Source organism: Ralstonia sp. PBBBR1, assembly GCF_002256165.1.
GTDB classification, from domain to species: Bacteria; Pseudomonadota; Gammaproteobacteria; order Burkholderiales; family Burkholderiaceae; genus Ralstonia; species Ralstonia thomasii.
The window spans coordinates 110,083-123,283 of the sequence record NZ_NKIL01000007.1 but is presented as its reverse complement, the minus strand read 5'-3'; the positions used below and the strand labels follow the sequence as shown (position 1 = coordinate 123,283).

The window sequence follows — 13,201 nt, the reverse complement described above, 5'->3', positions numbered from 1 at the left end:
CGAATGCATGCGCCGCAGCCCATCACAGCCGCCACCGGTGAAGCCGGTGAAGACCGCGCGCTGCGCTACTTGCAGGCGCGCGGGTTGGCCGTGGTCAGCCGCAATTATCGCTGCAAGGGCGGCGAGATCGATCTGGTGATGCGCGATGCCGCCGGCGCGCTGGTGTTCGTTGAAGTGCGTGCCCGCGTGGCGCGCTCCACGCAGCGCTTCGGCGGGGCGGCCGCAAGTGTCACGCCCGCCAAGCAGCGTCGCCTGATTGCCGCGGCTGAAGATTTTCTCGCGCGGCAGGTTGAAGATGTGCCGGCCTGCCGTTTTGACGTCATCGCCATCGATGGCGCGCGTATCGAATGGATGCGCGATGCCTTTGGTGTTGACGCATGAACCCCGCTCTTCTTTCTTCCGCACTTCATTCAAGGACAGCATGAAACTCTCGTCGCCTACGTTTGCCCGTTTCCGTCGCACGGTCACGCGCACCGCAGTGCTGGCCGCCCTGGCCGGCATGACCGCAACGCAGTTGACCGCCTGCTTCCCGCTGTTTGCGGGCGCCGTGGCCGGCGGCGTGGCGCTTGCCACCGACCGTCGCCCGACCGCCACCCAGACCATCGACCGCGGCCTGCAGATGGAAGCCGAGAACACGCTGATCTCGCGCTACGACGGCCGCGCCCACGTGAACGTGACGGTCTACAACCGCAAGGTCCTGCTGACCGGCGAAGCCGGCACTGAGCAGACCAAGCAGGAGATCGGCCAATACGCGCAGAAGCTGCAGAACGCACGTGAGGTCGTCAACGAGATCGTGGTGACGCCGGAGTCGAGCACGTTCGGCTCGCGCACCAATGACACGTACATCACCACCAAGGTGAAGAGCGTGCTGGCCGGCACGGAAGGCCTGCCCTGGAACTCCATCAAGGTGACCACCGAAGCGCAGACCGTCTTCCTGCTGGGCGTGGTGACCGAGGCCGAAGGCAACCGCGCCACCGAAGCCGTGCGCACCGTGAGCGGCGTCAACAAGGTCGTGAAGGTGTTCGACTACGTGACCGAAGACGAGCGCAAGCGCCTGGACGCCAATGCCACGTCGACCAACCCGTCGACCGCGCCCGACGCGTCGCAAGGCACGCCAACCCGCACGCAGGGTACGCCGACGGCCACGCAGGCACCGGCACCCGTCACATCGGCCGCGCCGGGCGTGACCGTCTCGCCGACCACCTCGCCCGCGCTGCCGCCGGGCAAGCAACTGCCGTAAGCCAGCGCGGCCACACCGCATCGCAAGAAACGCAGCCACCGCGCTGCGTTTTTTGTTGGCTGCACGCATCACAGGGCGCATGGCCGGCCGTGCGTGTTAGCGTATGACGCTCCCGCGACTTCGCAGCCCCCCGATGCCCGTCGTCCACCGCCCTGCCGCCGCAGCACTGCTTGCGGCGCTGCTTACGGCCCCTGCGCCCGATGTGGCCCATGCGGCCGATCATCCCCCCACCAATCCGCAGGCCCGCACCTGGGCTGCCACGTGCGCCAGCTGCCATCACGCCGATACCGCCCCTGGCGCCAAGCTCCCCGCGCAGACGTTGCCGCCGCTGACCGGTCGCTCGCAGGCCGAGCTGATCGACACCATGCAAGCCTTTCGCAGCGGCGCGCGCCCCTCCACGGTGATGGGCCAGATCGCCCGCGGTTATGACGATGCGCAGATCGCCGCCATTGCCGGCTGGCTGTCGCGCCAACCGCAGGAGGCGCCATGAGCGAACGGCTGCGCAAGGATCGACGCGCACTCCTGCGTGCGCTCGGGGCAACTGCGCTTGCCGGGCCGCTGGCCGCATGCGCTTCGCTGTCGGGTGTGCACAATGCGCGCGTTGTAGTGGTTGGCGGCGGCTACGGCGGCGCGACGGCTGCCAAGTACGTGCGCGTGTTTTCCGGCGGCCATGTCGACGTGACGCTGGTCGAGCCGAACGCCGCGTTCGTCTCATGCCCGCTGTCGAATCTCGTGCTGTCGGGCGACCGTGACATGGCGTCGATCACCGTGCCGTATGACGCGCTGGTCGAGCGCCACGGCGTGCGGTGGGTGCGCGACCGCGCATCGGCTATCGACCTGGGAGCCAAGCAGGTGCGGCTGGCAGGCGGCGGCACGCTTGATTACGACCGGCTGATCCTCTCGCCCGGCATCGACTTCGTGCCGGGGGCGATTCCCGGTCTCGCCAATGCGGCCACCGCCGCGCAGGCGCCGCACGCCTGGAAAGCCGGCATGCAAACACTGGCGCTGCGCCATCGGCTCGAAGCCATGCCCAACGGCGGCACGGTGGCGATCAGCATTCCGCTGGCGCCGTACCGCTGCCCGCCCGCGCCGTACGAGCGCGCGTGCCTGATCGCCCACTGGCTGCAGCGCGCCAAGCCCGATTCGCGTGTGCTCATCCTCGATGCCAACGATGACGTCACCTCCAAAGGCGCGTTGTTCAAGCGCGTGTGGGCAGAGCGCTATCCGCAGCACATCGAATATCGCCCGCAATACAACGCCGTCGACATCGATGCCACGGGCCGCGTGCTCACGTTCGATGTGCAGGACGACGTGCAGGCCGATGTCGTCAACCTGATCCCGCCGCAGCGCGCCGGGGCGATTGCCGTGCAAGCCGGGTTGGCGACGGCCAACGGGCGCTGGTGCGAAGTGGACTTCCTCTCGTTCGAATCGAAGGTGGCTCCGGGCGTGCATGTGATTGGCGATGCCATCCAGACCGCGCCGCTGATGCCGAAGTCGGGCCACATGGCCAATCAGCACGGCAAGGTGGCCGCCGCCGCCGTGGTGGCGATGCTCGCCGGCCACGCGCCTGATGCGTCCCCGCTGTATACGAACACCTGCTACAGCTTTGCCACGCCCGACGAGGCAATGCACGTGGCAACCGTGCACCGCTACGACCCGGCCGAGCACACCATGGTGACGGTGCCCGGCGCCGGCGGGCTTTCCGAAGCGCCTTCCGCAGCGGAGGGCAAGCTGGCGCAAGGCTGGAGCCGCGCCATCTGGTCGGACATGCTGGGTTGAATGTAGGCGGAAGGTGCAGCCCCGGGCACAAACAATGCGCAAGATTGTGCAAGTCGTGTAAGCGGCCCGCGCCTACAGTGCGTCATGTGGCCGCACGGGCGGCCGTCCGAACCTTCCGATCATCATGTCTCCCAAGGATCTGCTGCTGGCCCTGACCGTTGTGCTGGTGTGGGGCGTCAACTTCGTCGTCATCAAGGTGGGCCTGCACGGCGTGCCGCCCATGCTGCTGGGTGCGCTGCGCTTTGCGCTGGTCGCCTTCCCGGCTGTGCTGTTCGTGCCACGCCCAAAGATTGCGCTCAAGTGGCTGGTGGCTTACGGCGCCACCATCAGCTTCGGGCAGTTCGCGTTCCTGTTCTCCGCCATGTATGTGGGCATGCCGGCGGGGCTGGCCTCGCTGGTGCTGCAGTCGCAGGCGTTCTTTACGCTGACGATTGCCGCCATCGTGCTGCGCGAGCCGATCCGGTGGTTCCATCTGGCGGGCATGGCGGTGGCCGCGGGCGGGTTGGCCGCTATCGGCATGGCGGGCGGCGGCTCGGTCACGGGCATGACCACCGCCGGCTTCCTGCTGACGCTGTGCGCGGCGTTTTCGTGGGCCAGCGGCAACATCGTCACCAAGCGGATCGGGCCGGTGAATGTGGTGAGCCTGGTGGTGTGGGGCGCCGTCATCCCGCCAGTTCCGTTCTTCCTGCTGTCGTACTGGCTTGAGGGGCCGGAGCAGATTGCGCACAGCCTGGCGAACATCAGCGCGTCGAGCATCGGCGCGATCGTCTACCTGTCCTTTGGCGCCACCATTTTCGGTTACAGCCTGTGGAGCCGCCTGCTGGCGCGCTACGCGGCCAGCCAGGTCGCGCCGCTCACGCTGCTGGTGCCGGTGGTGGGGCTGGTGTCGGCGGCCGTGCTGCTGGGCGAGCGCCTGGTGCCGGCCCAATGGCTGGGCGGCGCCGTGGTGATGGCCGGGCTGCTGCTCAACGTGTTTGGTGGCCGGCTGGCGGCGCGGCGGGCGATGGCCTGATCGCCGCATCACCATCAAACCAGCGCCCGGGCCGAAAAGTACCGGGCGTTTTGCTTTGCGGGCGACATTTGCGGGCGACATAGGATTTGGCCCGTTTCGGGCACAATATTGGGTCCGATTCCCGCCATTTCGCCCGCACACGCATGCGGGCAGCCTCGTCTTCTGGAGACCACATGAAGTTCGCCCCCACGCTCGCCGCTGCGGCGGTGCTGGCCGGCCTGGCGCTGTCCGCCATGCCCGCGCTGGCTGCCGTTGATGCTGCCCGCGCCTTGTCCATCGCCAACCAGAACGCCTGCATGGGCTGCCACGCCGTCGACCGCAAGCTCGTCGGCCCGGCCTACCAAGACGTTGCCGCCAAGTACAAGGGCGATGCCGGCGCGCAAGCCAAGCTCATCAAGAAGGTGCGCGAAGGCGGCATGGGCAATTGGGGCCAGATCCCGATGCCGGCCAACCCGAAGATTGCCGATGCCGATCTGAAAACCGTGATCGACTGGGTGCTCGCGGGCGCCCCGGCCAAGTGAGGAACGGACGATGAACGACGCAATCAACCTGGGCCGCCGTGACGTACTGCGCGCCGGCGCCATGATGGCACTGCTGGTGTCCGCCGGCATTGCCACGCCGGCCCAGGCGGCCGAGTGGAACAAGGCCGCCTTTGCAGTGAAGGGCGTGAACGACGTGCTCAAGCAACTGGGCGGCGGCTCGGTGGAGAAGGGCGGCGCCGGCATCCAGCTCACCGCACCGGACATTGCTGAGAACGGCGCCGTGGTGCCACTGGTCGTGACCAGCACGCTGCCCGGCACCGACCTTATCGCCATCCTGGTCGAAAAGAACCCGAACACGCTGGCCGCAACGTTCGCCATTCCGGCCGGCACCGACCCGTTTGTGAGCACGCGCGTGAAGATGGGCGAGACGTCAACGGTCTACGCCGCCGTGCGCGCCAACGGCAAATGGGTGCTGGCGAGCAAGGAAGTGAAGGTCACCCTTGGTGGCTGCGGCGGTTAAACCTCAGGAGAACACACCATGGCTGACCCGATGCGCATTCGCGCAATGGAAAACGGCGGCACCACCGACGTGAAGATCCTGATGAAGCACGACATGGAAACCGGCCAGCGCAAAGACGCGTCCGGCAAGGTCGTGCCCGCCTGGCACATCACCAACGTAACGGTGCAGCACAGCGGCAAGACGGTGCTCGACGCCCAGTTCGGCCCGGCCGTGTCGAAGGATCCGTTCCTGAACTTCAAGTTCAAGGGCGGCGCCAAGGGCGACAAGGTGACGGTCACGTGGGTCGACAACCACGGCGACAAGCGCACTGACGAAACGTCTATTCAGTAAACAGCAAAGGCCCGGAGGCCCACATGCGACGCAGCTTCTTTCGTGTGACCGCCGCGCTGGCGGCCTTGGGTGTGGCCGGCAAGGCCGCTGCCCAGAACGCCCCGCGCGCTGGCGGCGCCGGTGCCCGCTACAAGGTGGTCTACCAGCTGAGCGAAGGCATCGACCAGGCCGTGCGCGCCATCGGCAACCTGCGCAACCACCTGAACGGCGCACCCGGCACGAAGATCGTGGTGGTGGCGCTGGGCCACGGCATCGACTTCCTCGTTGAAGGCGCCAAGGATGCGCAGGGCCGCCCGTTTGATGCACCGGTGGCGGCGCTGGCCAGCATGGGCGTGGAGTTTCGCGTGTGCCACAACTCGCTGATGGCCTTCAAGGTGCCGGAAGACAAGCTGCTGCTCGAAGCCAAGGTGGTGCCGGCCGGCGTGGTGGAAATCACCCGCTTGCAGCAGGAAGAAGGTTTCGCCTATATCAAACCGTAGGCGACCCACGGAGGGGACCGTGAAACACAAGACATGGACGATGGTGCTGGCTGCGGCGTGGGTTGCCGGCAGCGCCGTCATGGCATCCGCACAGGACGCCAAGGACAGCACCGCCGCCGGCATCGCGCAGTACCGCGAGATGCTGGCCGACGGCAACCCGGCCGAACTCTGGGAAGCCGCCGGCGAAGAACTCTGGAAGAAGCCCGCCGGCCCCAAGCAGGCCTCGCTTGAAGCGTGCGACCTGGGCCTGGGCCCCGGCGTGGTGAAAGGCGCCTACGCCAAGCTGCCGCGCTACTTCAAAGACACCGGCCGCGTGATGGACGCCGAACAGCGCCTCATGTATTGCCGCATGACGCTGCAGGGGCTGACCAAGGAAGAGGCATCGGCCCGCCCGTTCTCGTCGCCCGGCAAGGCGTCGGAGATTGAACGGCTCATGGCGTACGTGGCTTCGGAATCGCGCGGCGCGGCCATCGACATTCCGCTCGCCCACCCGGAAGAAAAGCGCGTGTACGAACTCGGCCGCCGCATGTTCTTCTACCGCGGCGGCGCGTACGACTTTGCATGCGCCACGTGCCATGCCCAGCCGGGTTTGCGCATCCGCCTGCAGGAGCTGCCCGATCTGCTGACCGCCGACGGTGCGCGCTTTGCGTATTCCACCTGGCCGGGTTATCGCGTCTCGCAGGGCGAGGTACGCACGATGCAGCACCGCCTGTACGACTGCCTGCGCCAGCAGCGCTTTCCGGAACCGCTCTACGGCAGCGAGGTGATCACCGCGCTGGAGATGTTCCTCGCCCGCAACGCCAACGGCGGCAAGATGGACGCGCCGTCCATCAAACGCTGACACGATGAGGCCACGCATGACCCGACTGACCCCCATCGTTCTGACGGCGCTCACATTGGCGCTGGCCGCCGGCACCGCGCACGCAGTGGACGCCACCTCCAAGGCCGTCACCCCGCCCAAGCCCGAAGCCAAGGCCGACGCGGCACTCGCCAAGGTCATCCAGGAGAGCTTTGTCTCCAAGGGCCCCGCCACCGTGGAAGGCGTAACCGAACGCGACGACGTGCAAAAGGTCTGCAGCCAGTTTGCCGACCGCAACGCCGTGCCCGCCGCCGTGGCAAAGAAGCTGGAAGACGCGCAATTCAAGACCATCCACTACCCGGCAGACAACACCTGGCTGGGCGACTGGAAGGAAGGCGAGAAGACCGCGCAGAGCGGCCGCGGCATGCAGTTCTCCGACCCGGCCGGCACTGTGAACGGCGCCAATTGCTACGCCTGCCATCGGTTGTCGAAAGATGAACTGTCGTACGGCACCATCGGCCCATCGCTGTACCAGTACGGCAAGCTGCGTGGGGATTCGGAAGCGATCCTGCGCTACACGTGGGGCAAGATCTACAACTCCAACGCGTATGCGGCGTGCTCCAACATGCCGCGCTTCGGGCACAAGGGCATCCTGACCGAGCAGCAGATCCGCGACGTGATGGCGCTGTTGTTCGATCCGGCCTCGCCCGTGAACCAGTAACGCCATGCGTACGCTTCGACGGTTCCTGATGTGGACGGCAGCGGCGATGGTGTTTGCCGCCACGCAGTTTGCCAATCATGCTCAGGCCGTCGAAGTGGGCGATGTGGTGGCGCTGCCCGAGGTGCAGTTGCTCGACGGCACGCGCGTGCCGGGCGATGCATGGCGCGGGCACCCCGTCATCATCGCCACGTGGGCGTCGTGGTGCCCGTTCTGCGCGCTGCAGAACCCGCGCCTGCAAAAGCTCTACGACGCCACGCGCGGCTCTGACCTGCGCATCCTCACCATCAGCATCGACGCCAACCCGCAGCTCGCGAAGGACTACGTCGCCAAGCGCAACTTCACCTTTCCGGTGACGATGGAAACCGACGCGCTGTGCGCCGCCACCGGCCCGCGCAAGGGCCTGCCCGAACTGCTCGTGCTCGACGCCAAGGGCCGCGTGGTGCGCAAGGAAGTCGGCGAGATGCTGGAAGACGACGTGGCCGACCTCGCGCGCTACGCAAACAGCCCCAAGCAATGAACCGCCGCGAATTCGTTCAAGCCCTGGCGATTGCCGCAGCCGCCGGCCTGCGCCTGACCGACGCGCACGCCGATACGTTGAGCTATGACGTGCCACGCTTCGGCAACGTCCACCTGCTGCACTTCACCGACTGCCACGCGCAGTTGCTGCCCATCGAATACCGCGAGCCCAGCGTCAACCTCGGTGTGGCGCAATGGGCCGGGCAGCCGCCGCATCTGGTCGGGCACGCGCTGCTCAAGCGTTACGGCATTGCGCCGGGCTCGCGCGCCGCGCACGCCTTCACCGCGCTCGACTTTACCGAGGCCGCCCGCCGCTACGGCCGCATGGGCGGCTTCGCGCACCTGGCCACGCTCGTCAAGCGGCTGCGCGCCACGCGCCCCAATGCGCTGCTGCTGGACGGCGGCGACACCTGGCAAGGCTCCGCCACCGCGTTGTGGACCAACGGCCAGGACATGGTCGACGCCGCCCTCGCGCTGGGTGTGGACGTCATGACCCCGCACTGGGAGATGACCTACGGCGCCGACCGCGTGCGCCACGTGGTCGACCACGATTTCAAGAACAAGGTCGCCTTTGTCGCGCAGAACATCCAGACCGCCGACTTTGGTGATCCGGTATTCGACCCGTACGTGCTGCGCGAGCTGAACGGCGTGCCGGTCGCCATCATCGGGCAGGCGTTTCCGTACACGCCGATCGCGCACCCGGCGGATTTCACGCCTGACTGGACCTTCGGCATTCAGGAAGAACGGCTGCAGAAGATGATTGACGAGGCGCGCGGCAAGGGCGCCAAGGTGGTCGTGCTGCTGTCGCACAACGGCATGGATGTCGACCTGAAGCTCGCCTCGCGCGTGCGCGGGTTGGACGCCATCCTGGGCGGGCATACGCACGACGCCGTGCCCGCGCCCGTCAAGGTCAGCAACCCGGGCGGCGTGACGCTCGTCACCAACGCGGGCGCCAACGGCAAGTTTGTCGGCGTGCTTGATCTGGATGTGCGCGGCGGCACCGTGCGCGACATCCGCTATACGTTGCTGCCCGTGTTTGCCGATCTGCTGCCGGCCGACCCCGCCATGACGGCGCTGATTGACCGCGTGCGTGCTCCATACAAAGACAAGCTGGGCGAAACGCTGGCCGTCAATCGTGGGCTGCTGTACCGGCGCGGCAACTTCAACGGCACGTTCGACCAGCTCATCGTTGATGGCCTCATGCATGCGCAGGGCGCCGAGATTGCCTTCTCGCCCGGCTTCCGCTGGGGCACCACGCTGCTGCCCGGCGAAGCACTGACCATGGAAGCGCTGATGGCCCAGACCGCCATCACCTACCCGGCCACCACGCTCACCGAGATGACCGGTGCCACCATCAAGACCGTGCTGGAAGACGTGGCCGACAACCTGTTCAACCCAGACCCGTACTACCAGCAGGGCGGCGACATGGTGCGCACCGGCGGCCTGCGCTACACCATCGACCCGATGAAGCCCATGGGCCAGCGCATTACCGACATGCGCTTAGGGCCGGGTGACGGCAAGCCCATCGACGCCGACCGCCGCTACAAAGTGGCCGGCTGGGCCGCCGTATCGCCCGAATCCCGCAAGGCCGGCGGCCGCCCCGTGTGGGACGTGCTGGCCGACTGGCTGCGCGACCAGCGCGAAGTGACCGCAAGGCCGCTGAACACGCCGCGCATTGTCGGCATGGAAGGCAATCCGGGCATGGAAAACGCGGGTTGAACCCCGATTGAAAGCGCCCCGGAAGTTCGGGTAGACTCATTTTCCACGGGCCGATAGCTCAGCTGGGAGAGCGCCGCGTTCGCAATGCGGAGGTCGGGAGTTCGATCCTCCTTCGGTCCACCAGATAAGAAAAAACCAACCGTTTCCGGTTGGTTTTTTTGTTTGCCCGTTCTCTCCAGTGTTGGTGGAGGTTCGGCTACCTAGCCCGCGTGAAAGGTTGATTAGACCGTTCCGCCGACGCCCTTAAACTTTTCGACGAAAGCGGCGATCTTCCGAAATACGCTTTGCTTTTTGGACAGGTATTGCGGATTCAGCGGACTCATCTTGGGCAAGAGGGCATTGAGTTCGGTCCCATTGTCACTGGCAAATTCCCGCTTGAGCGAGGTGGCGATATAGCGTCTCGCTGCTTCGGCATTCAGGCTTTCGTCGGTGATCAACTCTTGCGCCTCCCGCTGTTGTTCCCCTTGGGCAAAGGTGAAGAAGGCATCAATCACACTGGCTTTATCGCCAATCTGGTCGAGATCGGTCTGATTAATGAAGTCCACCAGCAAGCTCTCTTTGGCTCGGTTGCCCAGGCTTGCGCGAATTACGCGGCGCACTTCGTCCACCAGCTCCGACTTGCTCTTCACCTTCTTGTTGTGCTCGAAGATCAGCTCCAGGATGTAGTCCAGGTTGATCTCCTGCGATTTGAGCAGGTCCACTTCAAAGACCACGTCATCCCAGTCGATGGTCGATTTTTCCTTCTCAGCACCCGCCTTTTCGCGGCGCAGCCAGTCGCGCACATCGTTGTAGGTGGAGCGGTAATCCTGAATTTTTCGCTCTGTGGGGAGCTTGATAGCTTGCAGTTCGGCCAGATCCTCGTCGTTCAGATAGTGTTTGGCCTTGAACGCACCCACCGCTGCCGGGTCGGTCATATCGACGCTTTGCAATTCCTTCAGGCTGGCGAACTCGTCATAGTTCTGCAGCACGTTCTCTACGCGCAAATATTCGCCGAACAGCTTGGCGAAAGCCTTCTTGTCAGCCTCCTTTTCAATGGCCGCGGGGTCGGGGAAGCGCGCTTCTAGCTCCTTCACCACGTCCACAAAGCCACGCCGCGCTTCACCGGTGGTCACATCCGTGAAGCCTTCCATGTATTCCCTGTAGCTCTTCTCCAAAACCACGTTCTTGGTGTTCTTATCACCGAACAGGGTGATGGCGTCGATGGTCGCCTGCTCTAGGTCGCGGAAGGTGACGATATTGCCGAAGGTTTTGGTGGCATCGAAGATGCGGTTGGTGCGGGAGTAGGCCTGCATCAGGCCGTGGTACCGCAGGTTCTTGTCCACAAACAGGGTGTTCAGCGTGGGCGCGTCAAAGCCCGTCAGGAACATGCCGACCACGATCAGCAGGTCGATCTCCTTGGCTTTGACTTGCTTGGCCAGATCACGGTAATAGTTCTGGAAGCCATTGCTATCAACGCTGAAGTTGGCTTTGAACAATGCGTTGTAGTCTGCGATGGCCGCGCTCAAAAACTCTTTGGCGCTACTGTTCATGGCAGAAACATCAAAACTCTCGTCCTGAATGTCGCCGATGGCATCCTGCTCTCCGCCGGTAATGTAATCGACGAAGTTCTCGCTGATGAAGCGGTAGAACAACGTCCCAAGCACGTATTGCTTGAAATCCCAGCCAAGCCCAGCGAATCAGCGCATCGGGCGGGGCCGAATGGTCTTGAAGGTTGGACGGTGATCTATCCGTCTCCGGACGGTCGGGGCTACCCCACCACCTTGGTTATCGCCCAGTGGGGGCACGTTATCCGTCGAATCCAAGGAGATCCATTGGTGTGGAAATGGATGTTTTGGGAAAACGGAAACCAAGTCGCCTATCAGACTGGATCGTTGCACTTCAACATGGCGTGCGTGCTAGTCGATATCGCCAGTGGCCGACAACTGGCGAATCTTGATTGCTATCGCGAACTTGCCGAGGATGCCCCTGCATGGAAGAAAGCCTTGCAGGGCGCACAGTAGATTGGCGGTCAATACAACGCATTGATGGAATCGTTCCGCCGGCATATCGCAGCCTAGAATCTTGCGCGGATGTTCGGTGAGCCGTCTGGCGACGGCATTGAGCTTAGCCTGCGAACTGAGTCCGTCGCTTTGAGTTGGATCGCCTCTAGCATGGAGTGCGCCTCGTCTCCGACTACATCAAGTTCCCAGCCCGGATGGTTCGATACGCTTGAAACGTCCCGCTACCCCTCAGCCTCTCAACCCGTCAGCCAAACTTGCGCGCCGCATCGCGCGCCAAGCCAGAACCGATTCCGCCAAACAGGTCGCCCTCGACGCGCCGCGCCGACGGCAGCACTTGCGCCAGTTGCTCCCGCAGCAACGGCACCCCGCTGGAGCCGCCGGCAAAGAGAATGGTATCGACCGCTTCCGCTGCAACGCCCGCCGTCTTCAGCATGGCCTGCACCGTCGAGACCGTCTTGCCGACCAGCTTCCCAATCGACTGGTCGAAGTCTTCGCGCGTGACGGGCTGCTTTAACTCGGGCGCGATGCGGTGCAGGTCGATCTCCGCCACCGGGGCGTCCGACAGCGCGATCTTCGCGGCTTCCACCTGGATGGCGAGCCAGTGGCCCGCGCGCTCGCGGATCAGGCGGATGAGGCGGTCGAGTTTGTTGGTGTCGGCGGCATCTCGGTAGTTGTCCATCACCACCGCCCACGCCTTGCGCGTGTACACGTGGTTGATGGTGTGCCAGCTCGCCAGGTCGAAATACTGGCCGGACGGCATTGCCTTTCCGTTGCGCAGTGAACTGTTCAGGCCCAGTAGCGGCATCACGCTGGCCAGGCTCAGGGCGCGGTCGAGGTCGGTGCCACCGATGTGAACGCCGCCGTTGGCGAGGATGTCTTCGCGGCGGTCAAGGCGTTTCGCGCGGTCGGGCGACAGGCGCACCAGCGAGAAGTCCGACGTGCCGCCGCCAATGTCCGCCACCAGCACAAGTTCTTCACCGCTGATGCCGGCCTCGTAGTCGAACGCGGCGGCGATGGGCTCGTACTGGAAGGCGATCTCGTCAAAGCCGGCATCGCGCGCGATGTCCGCCAGCGTGTCTTCGGCAAGCTGGTCGGCCTCGGGGTCTTCGTCGATGAAGAACACCGGGCGGCCAAGCACGGCGCGGCGGAATTCATGGCCGGCGGCGTGCTCGGCCCGCCGCTTCAGTTCGCCGATGAAATGCGCCAGCAGCTTGCGGAAGGGCATGGCCTGGCCCATGACCTCGGTGCTGTCGTCCATCATCGATGTGCCGAGCAGGCTCTTGAGCGAGCGCATCAGGCGGCCCTCGTAGCCGGCAAGATAGTCGGCCAGCGCGGCCCGCCCGTAGCTGACCGTCGGGTCTTCGGCATGAAAGAAGATGACGGAAGGCAGCGTAGCCTTGCCGTCTTCGAGCGGCAGCAGGGTGGGCGCGTCCGGTCTCAGCCAGCCGACGGTGGAGTTGGACGTGCCGAAATCGACGCCGCAGGCGTTTGACATCATAGGATTGTGGCTTCTGGAGTGCAGCGGGAGGCATGCGCCTGCACGGGGTGTCTGGAGCGGGCGCCACCGGCGAAGGCGCGCTATTGTAGTGGCTTTGTGCGACGGA

16 protein-coding genes and 1 tRNA gene are annotated in these 13,201 nt (G+C 65.0%); 15 read left to right on the top strand and 2 right to left on the bottom strand.

Features of this window, described 5'->3' with window-relative positions; translation table 11 throughout:
* Positions 1-3 precede the first annotated feature (3 nt).
* The 14 genes from CFE42_RS14030 (at position 4) to CFE42_RS13965 (ending at position 9,720) form a co-directional block, all read left to right on the top strand.
* A complete protein-coding gene (locus tag CFE42_RS14030; protein WP_004628719.1) occupies positions 4-381 on the top strand; it encodes a YraN family protein in 378 nt (125 codons plus the stop codon).
* Positions 382-421: 40 nt separating this feature from the next.
* Complete coding sequence (locus CFE42_RS14025; protein ID WP_004628720.1) at positions 422-1,240, top strand: BON domain-containing protein; 819 nt, start codon at positions 422-424, stop codon at positions 1,238-1,240.
* 133 nt (positions 1,241-1,373) lie between these two features.
* Positions 1,374-1,730 carry a c-type cytochrome gene (locus tag CFE42_RS14020; protein ID WP_004628721.1) on the top strand — a complete coding sequence of 119 codons (357 nt, stop codon included), beginning with the start codon at positions 1,374-1,376 and terminating at the stop codon, positions 1,728-1,730.
* Positions 1,727-3,019, top strand: a complete 1,293-nt coding sequence (locus CFE42_RS14015; RefSeq protein WP_004628722.1) for an NAD(P)/FAD-dependent oxidoreductase — start codon at positions 1,727-1,729, stop codon at positions 3,017-3,019. The genes CFE42_RS14020 and CFE42_RS14015 overlap by 4 nt, the downstream gene beginning before the upstream one ends.
* Before the next feature lie 124 nt (positions 3,020-3,143).
* Positions 3,144-4,031: an O-acetylserine/cysteine exporter gene (locus CFE42_RS14010; protein ID WP_004628724.1), complete on the top strand. Its 888-nt coding sequence runs from the start codon at positions 3,144-3,146 to the stop codon at positions 4,029-4,031.
* Positions 4,032-4,204: 173 nt separating this feature from the next.
* Complete coding sequence (locus CFE42_RS14005; RefSeq protein ID WP_004628726.1) at positions 4,205-4,552, top strand: c-type cytochrome; 348 nt, start codon at positions 4,205-4,207, stop codon at positions 4,550-4,552.
* 10 nt (positions 4,553-4,562) lie between these two features.
* Positions 4,563-5,033, top strand: coding sequence for a thiosulfate oxidation carrier protein SoxY (gene soxY, locus CFE42_RS14000; RefSeq protein WP_004628728.1), 471 nt, complete (start codon positions 4,563-4,565; stop codon positions 5,031-5,033).
* A gap of 18 nt (positions 5,034-5,051) precedes the next feature.
* Positions 5,052-5,363: a thiosulfate oxidation carrier complex protein SoxZ gene (gene soxZ, locus CFE42_RS13995; RefSeq protein WP_004628733.1), complete on the top strand. Its 312-nt coding sequence runs from the start codon at positions 5,052-5,054 to the stop codon at positions 5,361-5,363.
* A gap of 23 nt (positions 5,364-5,386) precedes the next feature.
* On the top strand, positions 5,387-5,842 hold the full coding sequence (locus CFE42_RS13990) for a DsrE family protein (protein ID WP_004628735.1): 456 nt from the start codon (positions 5,387-5,389) through the stop codon (positions 5,840-5,842).
* A gap of 40 nt (positions 5,843-5,882) precedes the next feature.
* Positions 5,883-6,683: a sulfur oxidation c-type cytochrome SoxA gene (gene soxA, locus CFE42_RS13985; protein ID WP_037043793.1), complete on the top strand. Its 801-nt coding sequence runs from the start codon at positions 5,883-5,885 to the stop codon at positions 6,681-6,683.
* Positions 6,684-6,699: 16 nt separating this feature from the next.
* On the top strand, positions 6,700-7,362 hold the full coding sequence (gene soxX, locus CFE42_RS13980; RefSeq protein ID WP_004628738.1) for a sulfur oxidation c-type cytochrome SoxX: 663 nt from the start codon (positions 6,700-6,702) through the stop codon (positions 7,360-7,362).
* A 4-nt stretch (positions 7,363-7,366) separates the two neighbouring features.
* Positions 7,367-7,879: a TlpA disulfide reductase family protein gene (locus CFE42_RS13975; RefSeq protein WP_004628741.1), complete on the top strand. Its 513-nt coding sequence runs from the start codon at positions 7,367-7,369 to the stop codon at positions 7,877-7,879.
* A complete protein-coding gene (soxB, locus tag CFE42_RS13970; RefSeq protein WP_004628744.1) occupies positions 7,876-9,597 on the top strand; it encodes a thiosulfohydrolase SoxB in 1,722 nt (573 codons plus the stop codon). Before CFE42_RS13975 ends, soxB begins: the two co-directional genes overlap by 4 nt.
* A gap of 47 nt (positions 9,598-9,644) precedes the next feature.
* A tRNA-Ala gene (locus tag CFE42_RS13965) sits at positions 9,645-9,720 on the top strand.
* A 98-nt stretch (positions 9,721-9,818) separates the two neighbouring features.
* On the opposite strand, the gene CFE42_RS13960 is transcribed toward CFE42_RS13965, so the two are convergent.
* Complete coding sequence (locus CFE42_RS13960) at positions 9,819-11,240, bottom strand: type I restriction endonuclease subunit R (RefSeq protein WP_004628745.1); 1,422 nt, start codon at positions 11,238-11,240, stop codon at positions 9,819-9,821.
* Positions 11,241-11,243: 3 nt separating this feature from the next.
* On the opposite strand from CFE42_RS13960, the gene CFE42_RS13955 reads away from it, so the two are divergent.
* On the top strand, positions 11,244-11,597 hold the full coding sequence (locus CFE42_RS13955; RefSeq protein WP_152458790.1) for a hypothetical protein: 354 nt from the start codon (positions 11,244-11,246) through the stop codon (positions 11,595-11,597).
* A gap of 244 nt (positions 11,598-11,841) precedes the next feature.
* Here CFE42_RS13955 and CFE42_RS13950 read toward each other — a convergent pair whose 3' ends face one another.
* Positions 11,842-13,095, bottom strand: coding sequence for an Hsp70 family protein (locus CFE42_RS13950; RefSeq protein ID WP_004628749.1), 1,254 nt, complete (start codon positions 13,093-13,095; stop codon positions 11,842-11,844).
* Positions 13,096-13,201: the final 106 nt, after the last annotated feature.

Bases quoted from the DNA above. Each gene is read 5' to 3' on its own strand.
- CFE42_RS14030 (WP_004628719.1), top strand. From the start codon at position 4: ATGCATGCGCCGCAGCCCATCACAGCCGCCACCGGTGAAGCCGGTGAA.
- CFE42_RS14025 (WP_004628720.1), top strand. From the start codon at position 422: ATGAAACTCTCGTCGCCTACGTTTGCCCGTTTCCGTCGCACGGTCACG.
- CFE42_RS14020 (WP_004628721.1), top strand. From the start codon at position 1,374: ATGCCCGTCGTCCACCGCCCTGCCGCCGCAGCACTGCTTGCGGCGCTG.
- CFE42_RS14015 (WP_004628722.1), top strand. From the start codon at position 1,727: ATGAGCGAACGGCTGCGCAAGGATCGACGCGCACTCCTGCGTGCGCTC.
- CFE42_RS14010 (WP_004628724.1), top strand. From the start codon at position 3,144: ATGTCTCCCAAGGATCTGCTGCTGGCCCTGACCGTTGTGCTGGTGTGG.
- CFE42_RS14005 (WP_004628726.1), top strand. From the start codon at position 4,205: ATGAAGTTCGCCCCCACGCTCGCCGCTGCGGCGGTGCTGGCCGGCCTG.
- soxY (WP_004628728.1), top strand. From the start codon at position 4,563: ATGAACGACGCAATCAACCTGGGCCGCCGTGACGTACTGCGCGCCGGC.
- soxZ (WP_004628733.1), top strand. From the start codon at position 5,052: ATGGCTGACCCGATGCGCATTCGCGCAATGGAAAACGGCGGCACCACC.
- CFE42_RS13990 (WP_004628735.1), top strand. From the start codon at position 5,387: ATGCGACGCAGCTTCTTTCGTGTGACCGCCGCGCTGGCGGCCTTGGGT.
- soxA (WP_037043793.1), top strand. From the start codon at position 5,883: ATGGTGCTGGCTGCGGCGTGGGTTGCCGGCAGCGCCGTCATGGCATCC.
- soxX (WP_004628738.1), top strand. From the start codon at position 6,700: ATGACCCGACTGACCCCCATCGTTCTGACGGCGCTCACATTGGCGCTG.
- CFE42_RS13975 (WP_004628741.1), top strand. From the start codon at position 7,367: ATGCGTACGCTTCGACGGTTCCTGATGTGGACGGCAGCGGCGATGGTG.
- soxB (WP_004628744.1), top strand. From the start codon at position 7,876: ATGAACCGCCGCGAATTCGTTCAAGCCCTGGCGATTGCCGCAGCCGCC.
- CFE42_RS13950 (WP_004628749.1), bottom strand. From the start codon at position 13,095: ATGATGTCAAACGCCTGCGGCGTCGATTTCGGCACGTCCAACTCCACC.